Here is a 12,230-nt window from a genome sequence, read left to right on the forward strand (position 1 = left end):
AGACCTAGCATTCAAACTCAAGCCCCCACTGAAACGTTTTATCTCAGTGGGAGTAGTTGACTAATTCTTTTAAAAGGAGAAGTTTATATGGACAGCAAATCTGAGATCAAGAGATTATATAGTTGTAGATTTTTAAAAAATCAATCGGAATGTGAAGAGTTTGACAGTGTATTAGAAAACTTAGCAGATTGTGATGATGAGAAGCTTATTAAAGAGTTGTGTATAGTATTTGAGGATGAAACACAAGAGGAAGAAGTTATGTTTGGTCTAGTTCATTTTATTGAAGATTTTGAAATGGAAAAATATCTAACAGAGATGCCTAAAGCTTTACCAAAAATGCTTGAGAGTGCAAAAGAGTGGGCAATGCTACTAAACATAAGAATTTTAAATAATGATTTATATAGAAGTGAGTATGCTAAAATTCTTGTAGGAATGAATAATGATATAAAACTAACAGTAATCAATTTGCTTAATGAAATTATTTCTGACGATCCTAAAAGATTCGAGGCCGTTGCTAATGAAATTCTTAGCGAGCTAAAAGAAGTTGATAGAAAATAACTAATGATGAGGAAAGGTTACTATGGAAAGTTCAAAAATAATTTTATGTATACCAGGGTTATGGAAAAACAGAAGTGAAATTGTTGAATCAGTGGCAAGACAAAGTGAAGGATATATTTTTGCAGGAAATAGTATTGGTAAGCTTGGTGAACCAATAGGATTTTTTGAAGCCGAGATTTATGGGTATGATGAACATTTGGCGGAAGCTTTCGAGATTGCAGGGAATGGTAAATTTACAGAAGAGCAACTTGATTGTATTAAAAACCATTTCTTAACTGTATATTTAGTTGGAGAAGGCGGATCTATTGATAAAGTAGTAAAGATACTTGAAGTTGCGAATGTACTTTTAAAGGCTGGTGGACTTGGTGTTAAAGTTGAATCATCAGGTACTGCAAATACAATTGAAGAGTGGGCTAATATATATAATACAAATGATACAGTAGATTTATTTCAGGCTTTTGTAACAGTAGTAGAAGAAACAGATTTTTACTACACATGTGGAATGCATTGTTTTGGATTACCAGATGTTATTGCTTTTAAAAATCAAGTAACAACACAATATGCTCAAGATTTGATGCGGATTTTTTGCTTATACAATCTTATTGAGCAGCCTAAATTAGAAAATGGTTCTACGTTTAGTATAGATGAGAACAGTCCGAATTTTATTTTAAGGTATGCTGAGTGTAGGCATTTTCCAGAAGATCATGTATTTTATAATAAATATGGTATATGGGCATTAGTTAAAAAAAATACTTAAGTTTATTATGAATTGTACTCTATAAAATGGCCAGTTTAATAAAAAAATTTGAGAATATGAACTAAAAATGACTTTGGGATATTAATCCAAAGTCATTTTTTATATTTATGCTATTAAGGAGTGCAAGCCAAAGGTTATTAGATTATAATTTCAATTTGAGGCGTATAAGAAAGAGAATCGGGAAAGTAACATGTCCTATGAGACCTATCAAAAGAGAAGATTAGATAGCTGTGCATTTAACTATGACTCAATCAAAGATCAACATGAACATAAGGAAGTTTGGCGTGATGAGGGGATACTGGGCACGACGCTATTGTTAGCTGGGTCTACAGTGTTCTTTCCACTAGCTGGTGCAGCATTATTTGCCTTTACAGCGAGTGTTGGTGTAATGGAAGTTTCCGGTGCAGTAATGGGAAAAGATTGTTGACACAACAGAAACTTGACACAAATGAACGTTGGTTAAGCGATGTGTTGGGGGGCGTAGATGTAGCACCTGTAGCTAAAGGATTTAAAGGATTGCATGCATTTGGAAATGTCACAACAGGTTTAAAATCAGGTAATAGTACTACTACAATTAAAAGTGCTTCCAAAGTTGGGGTGGAAGAAGGCGGATCTCGTTTGAAGCAGGTTGATAGTTTTCTTAGAGAGCGAGCGCAACATGCGATTAATTTAGTAGGTAGTAAAATTGAAAACTTGTCGTAGCTCACACGGTCTCTTCCATACCTTTTCAGAATACAGTGGTTTTTATATGTCCCTAAAATTATAACAATAACTTTTCAACACCTACGCCATCTATTAATAACAGTTTCAAAGAAGGTGATATTTTAATTGCTTCTTCGATATGTAAATCTTCAAAATCTACCATATACAATCCAAATCCTTCTTTTCCATTTGCATATAATAGCACTTTCCCACCTTCATCATCACCAATTGCAAGTGAGTTAGGTATATATTTTTGGATATTATGAGCTTCATTTATCTCTATACAACCCGCTGGACTCCAAATACGGATATATATTTCATTATTTACATTAATCTCTGCATCTGTACAATGTTGAATTATCTCTAGATAATCTGAAGGAACATCTATTGATGAAAAACCTTTTAATTCTTGAATCGTTTCTTTAGTTGCTGGAGGTTCTTGTGTTTCTAAAGTGAAAACTGCATTTAAGTTCTCAAGTATACTCATTAATACTCAATCCTTTCATATTTTACTTTTAATTTATCAAGCATTCTATATTGTTGTTCTAAAGTTCCTCTAATAGTTTCTTTAGAAAATCCCGCTTTTTCAAAATCAGAAACTATATTCTTTAATTCCTCTTGTAAAGAAGAGCTCCATTTTCCATTTCCTAAGGCTACACGTTCATCACGTCTCAAGTTCTGCGCATTAGTAATAATAGTATGTGGTAACTCCTTTCTTGTTTCAACCGTCACTGTTGGTGCAAGTTTTGGATCATATCCATATTGACTTAAATTTGCTTCCGCCCATTTCCCTTGTAAACCGTGATGAGATTGTAACCTTCCTCCATATAAACCAACCATTGGTGTAGCAAAAAGTTATCTTAAAATTCGAGATGTAGATTTTATTATGCCAGGGAATCAAATAGGCTCTTACACCGATATTGTAATAAATAATGAATTCTATGGTCGAACTTTAAGAACGACAAAAAATGTTAAACCTATTTTTGTTTCTTGTGGGAACTGGATTGATTTAGATACAAGTACTGAAATTGTTATGAACGGTATTAATAATGAGAGTCGTTTACCTATTCCTGTTAGATTAGCAGATTTAGAAACACATAAAATGAGAAAGAAGTTAATAGGAGAATAAAACAGTGAATTCTATATTTATTAAGCAATAACTACAAGTAGGATGCATTTATATAAACTTGTAAGTTTTGCCTAGTATTTGTCACAACATATAAAGGCTGTCGAACTGTTACTAAAAAACTTATAAATTTAATACTACTTAAAAATGTATGAGTTTCAAGCACTTGATTGTCTACGAAAGGCAACAAGTGCTTTTTTTATAGATAGGTATGCTTTGAATGTATAAAAATTATTTTTATGAATTAGGGCTAACAGAAATTTCTAGTATTATATAATTGAAAATATATTAGCAAAAGGTGTGTCCTCCGTATCCCCATTCGTTAAAGGGGTAGAAATATCGCCAGATGGAAGTGTCGTTAGATCCGGAACAAACTTCAGCGGAAAAGCAAAAGAAGCCCATGATGCCTCGAAGGCGAGTATTCAGAGTAGGATCTCGAATTTGGAGAGTGGTGGTGTTAAGGGTACGGGTGGTATTGATAATCCTATTAGAACATATCGTGGTGTAGAACTTCAAAATATAGATCTAGTTTATATTGCATCTCAACGTACAGTCGTTGAGATGCCTTTTGTTGGGAAAGGCGAAAAGTACACTAATGCGAAGGATGGAGACGTGATTTAAAGTATTTTTGGAGTGAACTCCTTGACCGACATCCAGAAGCGTTCAGCCCGAATAATAGAGCAATAATAGAAGGTAGGAATCCGTTTACTGATAGTTCTGTTAATGATAAGGTGTTTAGGGAATATTTCTCTCAATATGATGTTAAAGGTGTTAGGGGGGACAAATTAGTTCATCATCATATTGGTGGAGGTGGACAAGTATTTCCAGTACCTCAAAAACTACAACCAGGCTTCGGTAGAATTCATAATATGGAAAAAGAAGCAGGAATATGTGGAAAGATAAAATTTATTCAGAGTTACTACAGAAACTTATTAAGGAGTGATTTCTAATATGAAAGAGGTTATGAAAGACTATTTTGAAAAATTTATAGATAAATGGATGGAGTACAACAATTCCTTACCGCAAATAGCATGGAATGAAGATGTAGGTGGATTTATATATTCGGGTGAAGAAGATGAATATGGATATATTTCTTGGAAACCAATAGAGAAGGGAGTGGAATTTTCCTTTGATGAAATTGAAAGTCAATATAACGTTCAGTTACATGATTCGGTGAAGCAGTATTTCAATTCGTATTGGTTTTTAGAATTAACGGGATGGATTTCTTCTTATAATATTAATTTGCACCCTGTTATTCCGGGGATTGAACCAAATTATTTTATTTCACTTGTCAAAGACTATGCAGAATCTAAAGAGGATATTTTTAAATTTATCCCAATTGGTTTTGAATCAAATGGCATGTTAATAGTGCTAGACAACAATACAGGTGAAATTTTAGTTGAGGATTTTGAATTAAATGAGTATAAACAAATAACTAATAGCTTAGAAAACCTCATTCAGCAATTGAAATTTAAGTATGAAAAATAGAAATGCATACCAACAGGCAGCAAGAAAAAGAGCGTTAAAAGATAAAAAAGAATAGTGACGGATTAATGTTACTTATAAAACATATGAAATTAAAGCACTTGATTGCCAATTAAAGGCAGTACCGTAAGTGATTCTAAAACATTTAAATATTAAATGATGTTGCTTATCAGCTTGGAAATAATACTGAGGCGCCAGGAAGAATTAAGTTATTTACAGAACTAGATACATACGATAGTTGTAGCCAAGTAATAGCAGAGTTTGAAAAAATATAAAAACATTGAATTAGAGGTAATACATAATAACGGAGAAAAACTAAAATCAATTTATTAAGTACTGGAGAGCATTTTTATGGAAGACTGGACATACAACGAGTTGTTTGAAGCAATTCAAGATGTATATAAAGAATTTTTATCTCTAAATAGAGAACATAGACATGCAATAGCAAGAATAGTAGACGATTTCAATAACTTAGGTAAAACAGAGGATATTATTGTAGATGTTGCTATAGGAGAGATTTTAATCACTTATGATAAAGTTTTCGTTGGGTATATTGAAGGTATAACAAAGAGTTTAAGCATGTTTAACCCAAAAGAAGCAGAAGACGAACTAACATTAGAAGAAATAAAAGACTTATCGAGACGAATAAATAACGTAATAGAAGGACTGAAAAATGCAGATGTTGAGTGATATTTATTAAAGAGGAATTACATCAGCTAATTATATAAGAATAGGAAGCTTATGATGGTTGTACCATTTAAGTAAGAGAGGAGAACTAATTAAATGATTAAGCCCTTATATGCAGAAAATATTATAGTAGGTATAAAATATAAAAATAAGTTCAATTGGTATATAACTGAACCCGATTTATGGTATTTAGATTATAATCAAGCTGGGTACTCTCCTAGTGAATATCCAGAAGAAAGAAAAGGAATTAGTATTTTAAATGAGACTACAATAGCTAAACTTTTAGAAAGAATAGAAAAATACGGAAAATATACAGAAGATATTAGGTTGGAATTTTTAAGGGAACTAAGAACTAATAGAGAAGAAACCTATTATGATTATAATCCATGTTTTTTGATAGATTTTGATCGTTCAATTTTTTATTCTAATTACCCGGAATCAATATCTTTTGAAGAATATATTCCGAATAACTGGGAAGGTTATTTACAGCGATTTGATGAACAAGTACTCTATGAGTATAGATACTGGGAAGATAAGAATAAAAACTATTTAGTTAAAGGGGATTAAGGTACGCGAGAAAATAAATTAACTATGATAAAAGAAACATTTAAAAATGAATAAATTGGTGAGCTAACGCCGGGAGTCCATGATGGTTTACCATCATATATTATTGTATACACCAATATTTCGACAGGTTAAAATCAGACATACAAGATTAGGTGAGATTATATTTTATAATGGGTATGGACATGGAATTTACGAATGTGTACAAGTGCATAAGTTATAATATAATACCTATCTCGAAACATAAAAGGTGTCATATTATAACTTTAAAACTTACAAATTTATGCTACTTAAAAATATATGAGCTTAAAGCACTTAATTGTCATTTATGGCAAAAAGTGCTTTTTTCATAGATATCTTAAGACTTGATAAACAAATAAAATATAGATTGTATATACGGATTGATTAATGAAATAAAATAATTCGTGAATATTATATAATTGAAAATATATTAGCAAAAGATGTGGACACCGTATCCCCATTCGTTAAAGGTGTAGAAATACTGCCAGATGGAAGTGTCGTTAGATCTGGAACGAACTATAGTGGGAAATTCAAAGAAGCCCATGATGCCCCAAAGGCGAGTATTCATGGTAGGATCTCGAATTTGGAGAGTGGTGGGGTTAAGGGTAAGGGTAGTTCTGGCAGTAACATTTCAGACAATATCTCAAAAGAAATTAAAGAGTTAGATAAAGAAATAAATAGATTAAAAATAGAGGGAAATGACAAAGAAGTTAAAAGATTCACGTGAGAAAAAATAAATTGGCCAACAAGTTGGATACGAAAGATGTTATTAGTAATCATTATGACTTGGAGGTTGCAAAGGAGTAGGAAAGAAAAATCGATAATTCTAAATATTTCTCTCATGATAAAAGTGATTTTGGAGAAGAAGTGACAAAAATCGTAGCTAGAGACAGTGATTTAGGTAAAGATGTTTCCGATCTGTTTCAAGTGGGGAGAAACGGTATAGATGCAGCGTTCCTATCGAAAGGGCCGCCGCCAAAGTTAACGATTATTGAATCAAAGGCATCAACTACCAAAAGAAATAACAGTTAAGGTTGATGTAATATACTTTGGGAATGATATGAGTCTATACAAATTTATAGTTACTTACACTATAGATGGTAAGCAAGATAATGCAAAGTTAAAAATTTATAAAAGGAGTGTAATGTAGTATGAAAGAATTCGAAGATAGATTTAATGAATTGCAAGCTGATATGGTATCCATATGTATGGAATATGTTGAAAATAGAGCCGATAAAGTATATGTTTACGCTTCATGTGAAGAAGATATGATTTCTAGTAGTGTCTTTTATTTAATTAATAATGAATATGTAGAGTTTCACAAGGTTAATGATGCATTGGAAAATGGAGAAGAAAGATATGATGTATCTCCAGAACGAATGTTTCAGGTTCTACAAATTATAAGTGAAGATATCGAAGAAATTGAAATATTATGCAAAGAATACGGAAAAGTTATGCCAACTGAGCTGAAATTAATATACGATGCCCAGAGTGGGAAGTTTAAAGCTGAATATGAGTATGATTTAATCCATACAAATGATGAAGTGAAAACGGCTGATGATTTTGCTGATGAGTGGTTTGAGGAAGTGAAAAATAATAACCTTTAAAAAATCAAAATTAATAGATATATTTAAATTGAATTAATAACTCATGAAGGTTGTAACATTCATTTGTAGAATAGAAATAACACCAAATTCCAGATAAAGTGCAATTGGTATGAACCACTTAGATGAGTCATATAGAATGGGATAACCAAGAAAAACTTGTTAGTCGGCATTATGTGCTAGGGGTAGCCCGAAAAATGGGTGTTCATTTTCCACAAGATTATATTGAATGTGTACTTGAAAATAATGGTACAAGTGCGGAACCAGAAGCTTTTGATGTAAATGAAGTAGAGAGGGGATTTGGCTCGTTACTTTCTTATGATGAAAAACGCATAGAGAATATATTAAAGGTTTATGAAAATTATAAAGGAACGATTCCTAATCAGGTTATTCCTTTTGCAATTGATCCTTCAGGAAATTTGATCTGTTTTGACTATAAAAATCATGAAGAAAATCCAATTGTAATCAATTGGGAGCATGAAGGCGCATGGGAGAAAAAAGTGTTAATAGAGAGTGAAGGGATTACAACAGAAGGAGCAGAGAAAGTTAGTGAGGGTTTCCTTTTTTATGGATTCAATCTTTAATAAAGGCTCTGTTAAGGGTAAATGTTGATATTTAAAACCTACCTGAAATCTTATTATTAAATACATCATACATAGAGAGAGGAGGAATAACAATATGAATTTAGTAGAGCAATATGATACGTTATTAATTAATGCAGAAAGTCTTTTAAATACCTATGAGGATATTGTAAAGAATAAAGATTTTTATAAAGAAGGACAACGGGTAATTGGTATATGTAAAGAATGGATAACAAATAATGAAATTACTGCTGATGATATATACGAAACTGTTGATTCACAGGATGGATACGATATAGTAGAATTTGGTTGTTTGAAAGGTATAACCGAGGAAGAATCGTATATGTGGGCTTTATTAACGAATATAGTGTGTGTATTATGTAGTCTTGCCTATCAAATGGAAAATCAAAAATATGTGCCACAGGCTATCGAGTGCATTATAGAGGAGAGAATAGAACTATTTGTAATATTTATTAATCAAAATATGGGTGTACATGAGAATGTTAAAGAGTGTATGAAGTATTTTAATGAAAACTTATGTTATTAATATAGCATACTATCAACATTGTTCTTTAACAAAGCCTTAATAAAAAAGTTAGTTTGATAGCAAAAAGTAATACCCTCAAAATAAAAAATACGTTATTCTTTCTGTAGAATCAATGGAGGAAAGTAAAGGAATACAGAGAACGTGGAACAGCAATTAGTGGTATTGAAAGTATTGATGACTCATTTGTTCAAAAATACAATAAAAGTGCAGTTTACTTTACATCACCATTTGCTTTTCCAGAAGAATATGGTGATGTACGTGCTGGAAGTGGAGAGCAAGGTGGCAAAATTCTGTTAGGATTCTATATTTCCCAGTCGGAATATGAATATTTTGTGAAATACGGTACGGAAAAATTTGAAGAGTTGTTAGAGGAAAGTAATATGGACCCTTTTAATGTTAGTAGAAAATCTATAATTTGAGGGTGAACTTGTATTGAAAGGTATAGAAAATTAAGGTTAGAAATTAAAGAGTTCACATAAGGCAAGTAAATGAAAAAGAATTTATTTTTAAAGTGGAAAGAACAAGAATAGGCTGTTAAAAAGTACATACTCCATGATAATAGAAGTGAAATATTATCTAGAATAGAAAGGGGTAGTATTATGAGAGTAATGAGTGAAATAGAATTGGAAAAAATGATTGAAATAGAAAAAGATAAATTAGTTGTTAGAAATGATATTAGTGATACAACACTAAAGAGGTTTCTAAATTATTATAATCTGTTTTCTAATAATGTAATAGATTTTGCAGAAAAAGAAGGTAAACCTACCATATTGTACAGTAAATATTATTGGTATACAAAATATAAGAAAAGATATTTTGAAGTTTATGGATATGATGCTGGTATTGAACAAGAAGGGGTTATGCTGTTAGAAGAAATTGAAGATGATTTGGAAGACGGGATTGATTGGATAATAATACAGGATATTGAAGAGAGGGGAAAATATGAATCAAAAAGCACCTATTGAATTTATTAAAAAAGCTGGGGCCTGTATTATTTCCAAAAATATAATTAATGAAACAGGAAAATTAAAATGGATATTGAGAGAGAAATCAATAGATGTAGTAGATAATGGTTGGAGATTTTTTTCGGAAATTGATGATGATTACATTAATAATCCTGAAAATTTAGTAGTGTGTGATTTTAATACTGTAGCAAATATTGAACCGGCCATTCTGGGAATATACGAGTTACCAATAGGTAGTGATTTACAATTAGTTTCTGAAAATGGAAAAATAAGATTTGTTGATAATTTAACTGGTAAAGAAATGAAACATTTAAAAGGAATTTAAGAAGCTGAGTGCATTATAGGTTAAAGAGTGGGACCGGTTGATTACCAGTAGGGATTGAAAAATTTGGAAAGGAGGATTAATATGGAAAGTCCAGGAGCTGTTTCTCTTTGGTTTGGAAATTGTAGTAGCAAAGTTGTGTTAAGAAAGTATGTAGAAATAAAATATGATAATGAGGGGAACAGGATTCCTTCGCGTTTTATGAATGATTTTCAAATAGATTTCACTGAGTATCACCAAGACTTATTAGAATGTACATATAATGAGCATGTCACATCTTCTTTATCTGAATTACTAAAGAATGCTTCGTATTCTGAATCAATGATAAGTGAACTTGAAGAATTTTATGGTGAAAATTTAGAAGAACAATACAATATTGTCATTAGGTTATATGATTTTGAATATGAAGAACTTGTTGAAGAAGCAAAACTGGATGGTAGGAACCTTAAGTATATGGGGTCGATAATTTATGAAGATTAGAAATTTAATGTAATGGCCAGGCATACTCATTACACCTGACTAAATGTATTAAAATATTTTTTAAAGTAAAGAAAAGCATTTCTTGTTAAACGACAAAAGATGCTTTTTTACATTGGAAATCTAGGAGGTAGATAGTAATGGCTTATGTAACAGGTGAAAAAGGTACCTATATACAAAAGTTAATGGATAAGAGTAATGAGGAGTTTGATAAGTATAATTTAGAAGAATCTGTTTTTTTATTGGAGCAAGCATGGGGAGAACTTCCAAGTGATAAAGTAATTTATGATGAAAGTTTTTTAATAATATGGGGTATTTTAGATATCTCAATTTTATTAAATGATGTTGAACGGATGAAAAAATGGGTTGATAAAATATTTGTCGCAGATCCTGAAAGAGGCGATACAGGCGAACGAGAACTCTGGGCTGGTAAGGTGGCTTATGAGGTAGGGGATTTCTCTAAAGCTAGAGAGTATTTAGAGATAGCTAATAAGAAATCTAGAGGTAGATGTTTTAGTACAGAAGATGGAGAGTATTTAAAGTTTTTAAAGAGTTAATGAAATAATCTTCAATTAACTAAATTGAAGGACTTTAAAATGATATCGGGGGTTTCTAAATTAGGAAGATAAAATATTAAAGGAGGAAACATATGGATATTAAATTTGAATATGTCTTTGAATCTATAAATAAACAAAATATTAAAGAGTTTGAAATGAAATATAATATTGTACTTCCAGAGGATTATAAAGACTTTTTGTTACTAAACAACGGTGGAAAGACGGATCGTAGAAGATTTACTATTTGTAATAGTAAGGGGGCTAACATTACTTCATCAATTATGCTATTTTTTCCGCTTTTTGAGGAAACAGAAAATAATCTTGAAAAGATGTACTCTTTATATAATAGAGGAAAGGTAGTTCCAAATCATTTAGTTCCGATAGGAATTGATCCAGCTGATAGTCTAATATGTTTGTCAATCATGGGAGAAGATGTAGGTTATGTGTATTTCTGTGATTTAGATTATTTTGAAGAAGATAATGAATTAAGAGAAGAGTATATTATACTGATGGCAAAGAGTTTCACAGATCTTATAAATAACTTATTCACACCATCGACATAGTAGCCCTGTAAATACATATTCAGAGAATTATATACTAAGCATGAAAGGAGCGATTATTAATGAACATACTACATAACATCAGTGATATGTATACAGTTGATAATAAAGAACCTCCTTCGAAAGAAGAAGAAATTAAAGCGCTTCAGCATTTTTCGGTAATAGATGTACCTACAGAATATATAGAAATGATTCAACTAGCTTCAAATGTTGAAATTAATGTTAACGACCAAATGTATATTAGGATATGGGGAGCTTTGGATTGCATAGAAATGAATGAAGCTTATAAAGTGCAGAATTACCTTCTTCATTCACTCGCAATTGGTGATGATGAAGGTGGGGGTGCATTAATTTATCTACAAGGTAAAGATGGTTTTGGAATATACTATAACAGATTCGCAGATTTGGATGTTGAGGAGGCAGTGAAAATTGCACCATCTCTAACCGAGTTATTAGTAAATAATGTTGGTGTGAATATCTTATTAGACATTTGAAAACATGTAGAGACTTTGGCGTTATAGTTCATTGTAATTTGTTTTCTAATAGCTATAGGGAATACAGCAAAGATATATTTATATGATAATAAAATTGTGAGAGTGTTTAAAAAAACATTTTCACAATACAGAATCTTTATATGAGGCAAAGAAAAAATAACAATATCAATTATTAATATTCTTGTCTTAGTTTGTTAGTAAACAACTAGATACAAAAGAATAC

General features: G+C 31.3%; 20 protein-coding genes and 4 pseudogenes. 22 read left to right on the forward strand and 2 right to left on the reverse strand.

Going from position 1 to position 12,230, the window contains the following annotated elements:
• The first annotated feature begins 87 nt into the window (after nt 1-87).
• The 4 genes from MR065_RS14230 to MR065_RS14245 all read left to right on the forward strand — a co-directional run bounded on the left by MR065_RS14230 (nt 88) and on the right by MR065_RS14245 (nt 2,017).
• Complete coding sequence (locus MR065_RS14230; protein WP_242214101.1) at nt 88-558, forward strand: Imm30 family immunity protein; 471 nt, start codon at nt 88-90, stop codon at nt 556-558.
• A gap of 22 nt (nt 559-580) precedes the next feature.
• Nucleotides 581-1,315 (forward strand): DUF4261 domain-containing protein, encoded by a 735-nt coding sequence (locus MR065_RS14235; RefSeq protein ID WP_242214102.1) that lies wholly within the window; start codon nt 581-583, stop codon nt 1,313-1,315.
• 190 nt (nt 1,316-1,505) lie between these two features.
• On the forward strand, nt 1,506-1,742 hold the full coding sequence (locus MR065_RS14240) for a hypothetical protein (protein WP_242214103.1): 237 nt from the start codon (nt 1,506-1,508) through the stop codon (nt 1,740-1,742).
• Nucleotides 1,739-2,017, forward strand: coding sequence for a hypothetical protein (locus MR065_RS14245; RefSeq protein ID WP_242214104.1), 279 nt, complete (start codon nt 1,739-1,741; stop codon nt 2,015-2,017). Before MR065_RS14240 ends, MR065_RS14245 begins: the two co-directional genes overlap by 4 nt.
• A gap of 58 nt (nt 2,018-2,075) precedes the next feature.
• Here the strand turns inward: MR065_RS14245 and MR065_RS14250 are convergent, their stop codons facing one another.
• Complete coding sequence (locus MR065_RS14250; RefSeq protein ID WP_242214105.1) at nt 2,076-2,504, reverse strand: SMI1/KNR4 family protein; 429 nt, start codon at nt 2,502-2,504, stop codon at nt 2,076-2,078.
• On the reverse strand, nt 2,504-2,857 hold the full coding sequence (locus MR065_RS14255) for a hypothetical protein (protein ID WP_242214106.1): 354 nt from the start codon (nt 2,855-2,857) through the stop codon (nt 2,504-2,506). Before MR065_RS14255 ends, MR065_RS14250 begins: the two co-directional genes overlap by 1 nt.
• On the opposite strand from MR065_RS14255, the pseudogene MR065_RS14260 reads away from it, so the two are divergent.
• The 18 genes and pseudogenes from MR065_RS14260 to MR065_RS27745 all read left to right on the forward strand — a co-directional run.
• Nucleotides 2,847-3,146 (forward strand): annotated as a pseudogene (locus MR065_RS14260) (endonuclease V); the annotation flags it as partial. The gene MR065_RS14255 and the pseudogene MR065_RS14260 overlap by 11 nt on opposite strands.
• 297 nt (nt 3,147-3,443) lie before the next feature.
• Nucleotides 3,444-4,086, forward strand: a pseudogene (locus MR065_RS14265) (hypothetical protein).
• Nucleotides 4,087-4,094: 8 nt separating this feature from the next.
• Nucleotides 4,095-4,631: a SecY-interacting protein Syd gene (locus MR065_RS14270; protein ID WP_242214107.1), complete on the forward strand. Its 537-nt coding sequence runs from the start codon at nt 4,095-4,097 to the stop codon at nt 4,629-4,631.
• Between the two features lie 200 nt (nt 4,632-4,831).
• Nucleotides 4,832-4,903 (forward strand): hypothetical protein, encoded by a 72-nt coding sequence (locus MR065_RS27470; protein ID WP_313895162.1) that lies wholly within the window; start codon nt 4,832-4,834, stop codon nt 4,901-4,903.
• Between the two features lie 76 nt (nt 4,904-4,979).
• Nucleotides 4,980-5,318 (forward strand): Imm3 family immunity protein, encoded by a 339-nt coding sequence (locus MR065_RS14280; RefSeq protein WP_242214108.1) that lies wholly within the window; start codon nt 4,980-4,982, stop codon nt 5,316-5,318.
• Nucleotides 5,319-5,411: 93 nt separating this feature from the next.
• Nucleotides 5,412-5,882 carry a hypothetical protein gene (locus MR065_RS14285; protein WP_242214109.1) on the forward strand — a complete coding sequence of 157 codons (471 nt, stop codon included), beginning with the start codon at nt 5,412-5,414 and terminating at the stop codon, nt 5,880-5,882.
• A gap of 460 nt (nt 5,883-6,342) precedes the next feature.
• Nucleotides 6,343-6,519: pseudogene (locus tag MR065_RS14290) on the forward strand (hypothetical protein); the annotation flags it as partial.
• A gap of 248 nt (nt 6,520-6,767) precedes the next feature.
• Entirely contained in the window at nt 6,768-6,932 is a 165-nt protein-coding gene (locus MR065_RS14295; protein ID WP_242214110.1) for a hypothetical protein, read from the forward strand.
• Nucleotides 6,933-7,051: 119 nt separating this feature from the next.
• Nucleotides 7,052-7,507, forward strand: coding sequence for an immunity protein YezG family protein (locus MR065_RS14300; protein WP_242214111.1), 456 nt, complete (start codon nt 7,052-7,054; stop codon nt 7,505-7,507).
• A 122-nt stretch (nt 7,508-7,629) separates the two neighbouring features.
• Nucleotides 7,630-8,088: an SMI1/KNR4 family protein gene (locus MR065_RS14305; protein WP_396022374.1), complete on the forward strand. Its 459-nt coding sequence runs from the start codon at nt 7,630-7,632 to the stop codon at nt 8,086-8,088.
• A gap of 94 nt (nt 8,089-8,182) precedes the next feature.
• Nucleotides 8,183-8,632 carry an Imm6 family immunity protein gene (locus MR065_RS14310; protein WP_242214113.1) on the forward strand — a complete coding sequence of 150 codons (450 nt, stop codon included), beginning with the start codon at nt 8,183-8,185 and terminating at the stop codon, nt 8,630-8,632.
• Nucleotides 8,633-9,231: 599 nt separating this feature from the next.
• Complete coding sequence (locus MR065_RS14315) at nt 9,232-9,597, forward strand: hypothetical protein (RefSeq protein ID WP_242214114.1); 366 nt, start codon at nt 9,232-9,234, stop codon at nt 9,595-9,597.
• Nucleotides 9,575-9,922 (forward strand): DUF2185 domain-containing protein, encoded by a 348-nt coding sequence (locus MR065_RS14320; protein ID WP_242214115.1) that lies wholly within the window; start codon nt 9,575-9,577, stop codon nt 9,920-9,922. Before MR065_RS14315 ends, MR065_RS14320 begins: the two co-directional genes overlap by 23 nt.
• Before the next feature lie 81 nt (nt 9,923-10,003).
• Entirely contained in the window at nt 10,004-10,399 is a 396-nt protein-coding gene (locus tag MR065_RS14325) for an immunity 22 family protein (protein ID WP_242214116.1), read from the forward strand.
• A gap of 137 nt (nt 10,400-10,536) precedes the next feature.
• On the forward strand, nt 10,537-10,953 hold the full coding sequence (locus tag MR065_RS14330; protein WP_242214117.1) for a hypothetical protein: 417 nt from the start codon (nt 10,537-10,539) through the stop codon (nt 10,951-10,953).
• 92 nt (nt 10,954-11,045) lie between these two features.
• Nucleotides 11,046-11,516 (forward strand): SMI1/KNR4 family protein, encoded by a 471-nt coding sequence (locus MR065_RS14335; RefSeq protein WP_242214118.1) that lies wholly within the window; start codon nt 11,046-11,048, stop codon nt 11,514-11,516.
• A 59-nt stretch (nt 11,517-11,575) separates the two neighbouring features.
• Nucleotides 11,576-12,007 (forward strand): SMI1/KNR4 family protein, encoded by a 432-nt coding sequence (locus MR065_RS14340; protein WP_242214119.1) that lies wholly within the window; start codon nt 11,576-11,578, stop codon nt 12,005-12,007.
• A 30-nt stretch (nt 12,008-12,037) separates the two neighbouring features.
• Nucleotides 12,038-12,164 (forward strand): annotated as a pseudogene (locus tag MR065_RS27745) (aminoglycoside phosphotransferase); the annotation flags it as partial.
• Nucleotides 12,165-12,230 lie beyond the last annotated feature (66 nt).

Origin of the sequence: Bacillus cereus group sp. BfR-BA-01383 (assembly GCF_022663495.1) — a bacterium.
Lineage (GTDB): Bacteria > Bacillota > Bacilli > Bacillales > Bacillaceae_G > Bacillus_A > Bacillus_A cereus_AU.

Coding starts and splice junctions, on each gene's coding strand:
- MR065_RS14230 (WP_242214101.1), top strand. CDS start 88: ATGGACAGCAAATCTGAGATCAAGAGATTATATAGTTGTAGATTTTTA.
- MR065_RS14235 (WP_242214102.1), top strand. CDS start 581: ATGGAAAGTTCAAAAATAATTTTATGTATACCAGGGTTATGGAAAAAC.
- MR065_RS14240 (WP_242214103.1), top strand. CDS start 1,506: ATGTCCTATGAGACCTATCAAAAGAGAAGATTAGATAGCTGTGCATTT.
- MR065_RS14250 (WP_242214105.1), bottom strand. CDS start 2,504: ATGAGTATACTTGAGAACTTAAATGCAGTTTTCACTTTAGAAACACAA.
- MR065_RS14255 (WP_242214106.1), bottom strand. CDS start 2,857: ATGGTTGGTTTATATGGAGGAAGGTTACAATCTCATCACGGTTTACAA.
- MR065_RS14270 (WP_242214107.1), top strand. CDS start 4,095: ATGAAAGAGGTTATGAAAGACTATTTTGAAAAATTTATAGATAAATGG.
- MR065_RS14280 (WP_242214108.1), top strand. CDS start 4,980: ATGGAAGACTGGACATACAACGAGTTGTTTGAAGCAATTCAAGATGTA.
- MR065_RS14285 (WP_242214109.1), top strand. CDS start 5,412: ATGATTAAGCCCTTATATGCAGAAAATATTATAGTAGGTATAAAATAT.
- MR065_RS14300 (WP_242214111.1), top strand. CDS start 7,052: ATGAAAGAATTCGAAGATAGATTTAATGAATTGCAAGCTGATATGGTA.
- MR065_RS14305 (WP_396022374.1), top strand. CDS start 7,630: ATGAGTCATATAGAATGGGATAACCAAGAAAAACTTGTTAGTCGGCAT.
- MR065_RS14310 (WP_242214113.1), top strand. CDS start 8,183: ATGAATTTAGTAGAGCAATATGATACGTTATTAATTAATGCAGAAAGT.
- MR065_RS14315 (WP_242214114.1), top strand. CDS start 9,232: ATGAGAGTAATGAGTGAAATAGAATTGGAAAAAATGATTGAAATAGAA.
- MR065_RS14320 (WP_242214115.1), top strand. CDS start 9,575: ATGAATCAAAAAGCACCTATTGAATTTATTAAAAAAGCTGGGGCCTGT.
- MR065_RS14325 (WP_242214116.1), top strand. CDS start 10,004: ATGGAAAGTCCAGGAGCTGTTTCTCTTTGGTTTGGAAATTGTAGTAGC.
- MR065_RS14330 (WP_242214117.1), top strand. CDS start 10,537: ATGGCTTATGTAACAGGTGAAAAAGGTACCTATATACAAAAGTTAATG.
- MR065_RS14335 (WP_242214118.1), top strand. CDS start 11,046: ATGGATATTAAATTTGAATATGTCTTTGAATCTATAAATAAACAAAAT.
- MR065_RS14340 (WP_242214119.1), top strand. CDS start 11,576: ATGAACATACTACATAACATCAGTGATATGTATACAGTTGATAATAAA.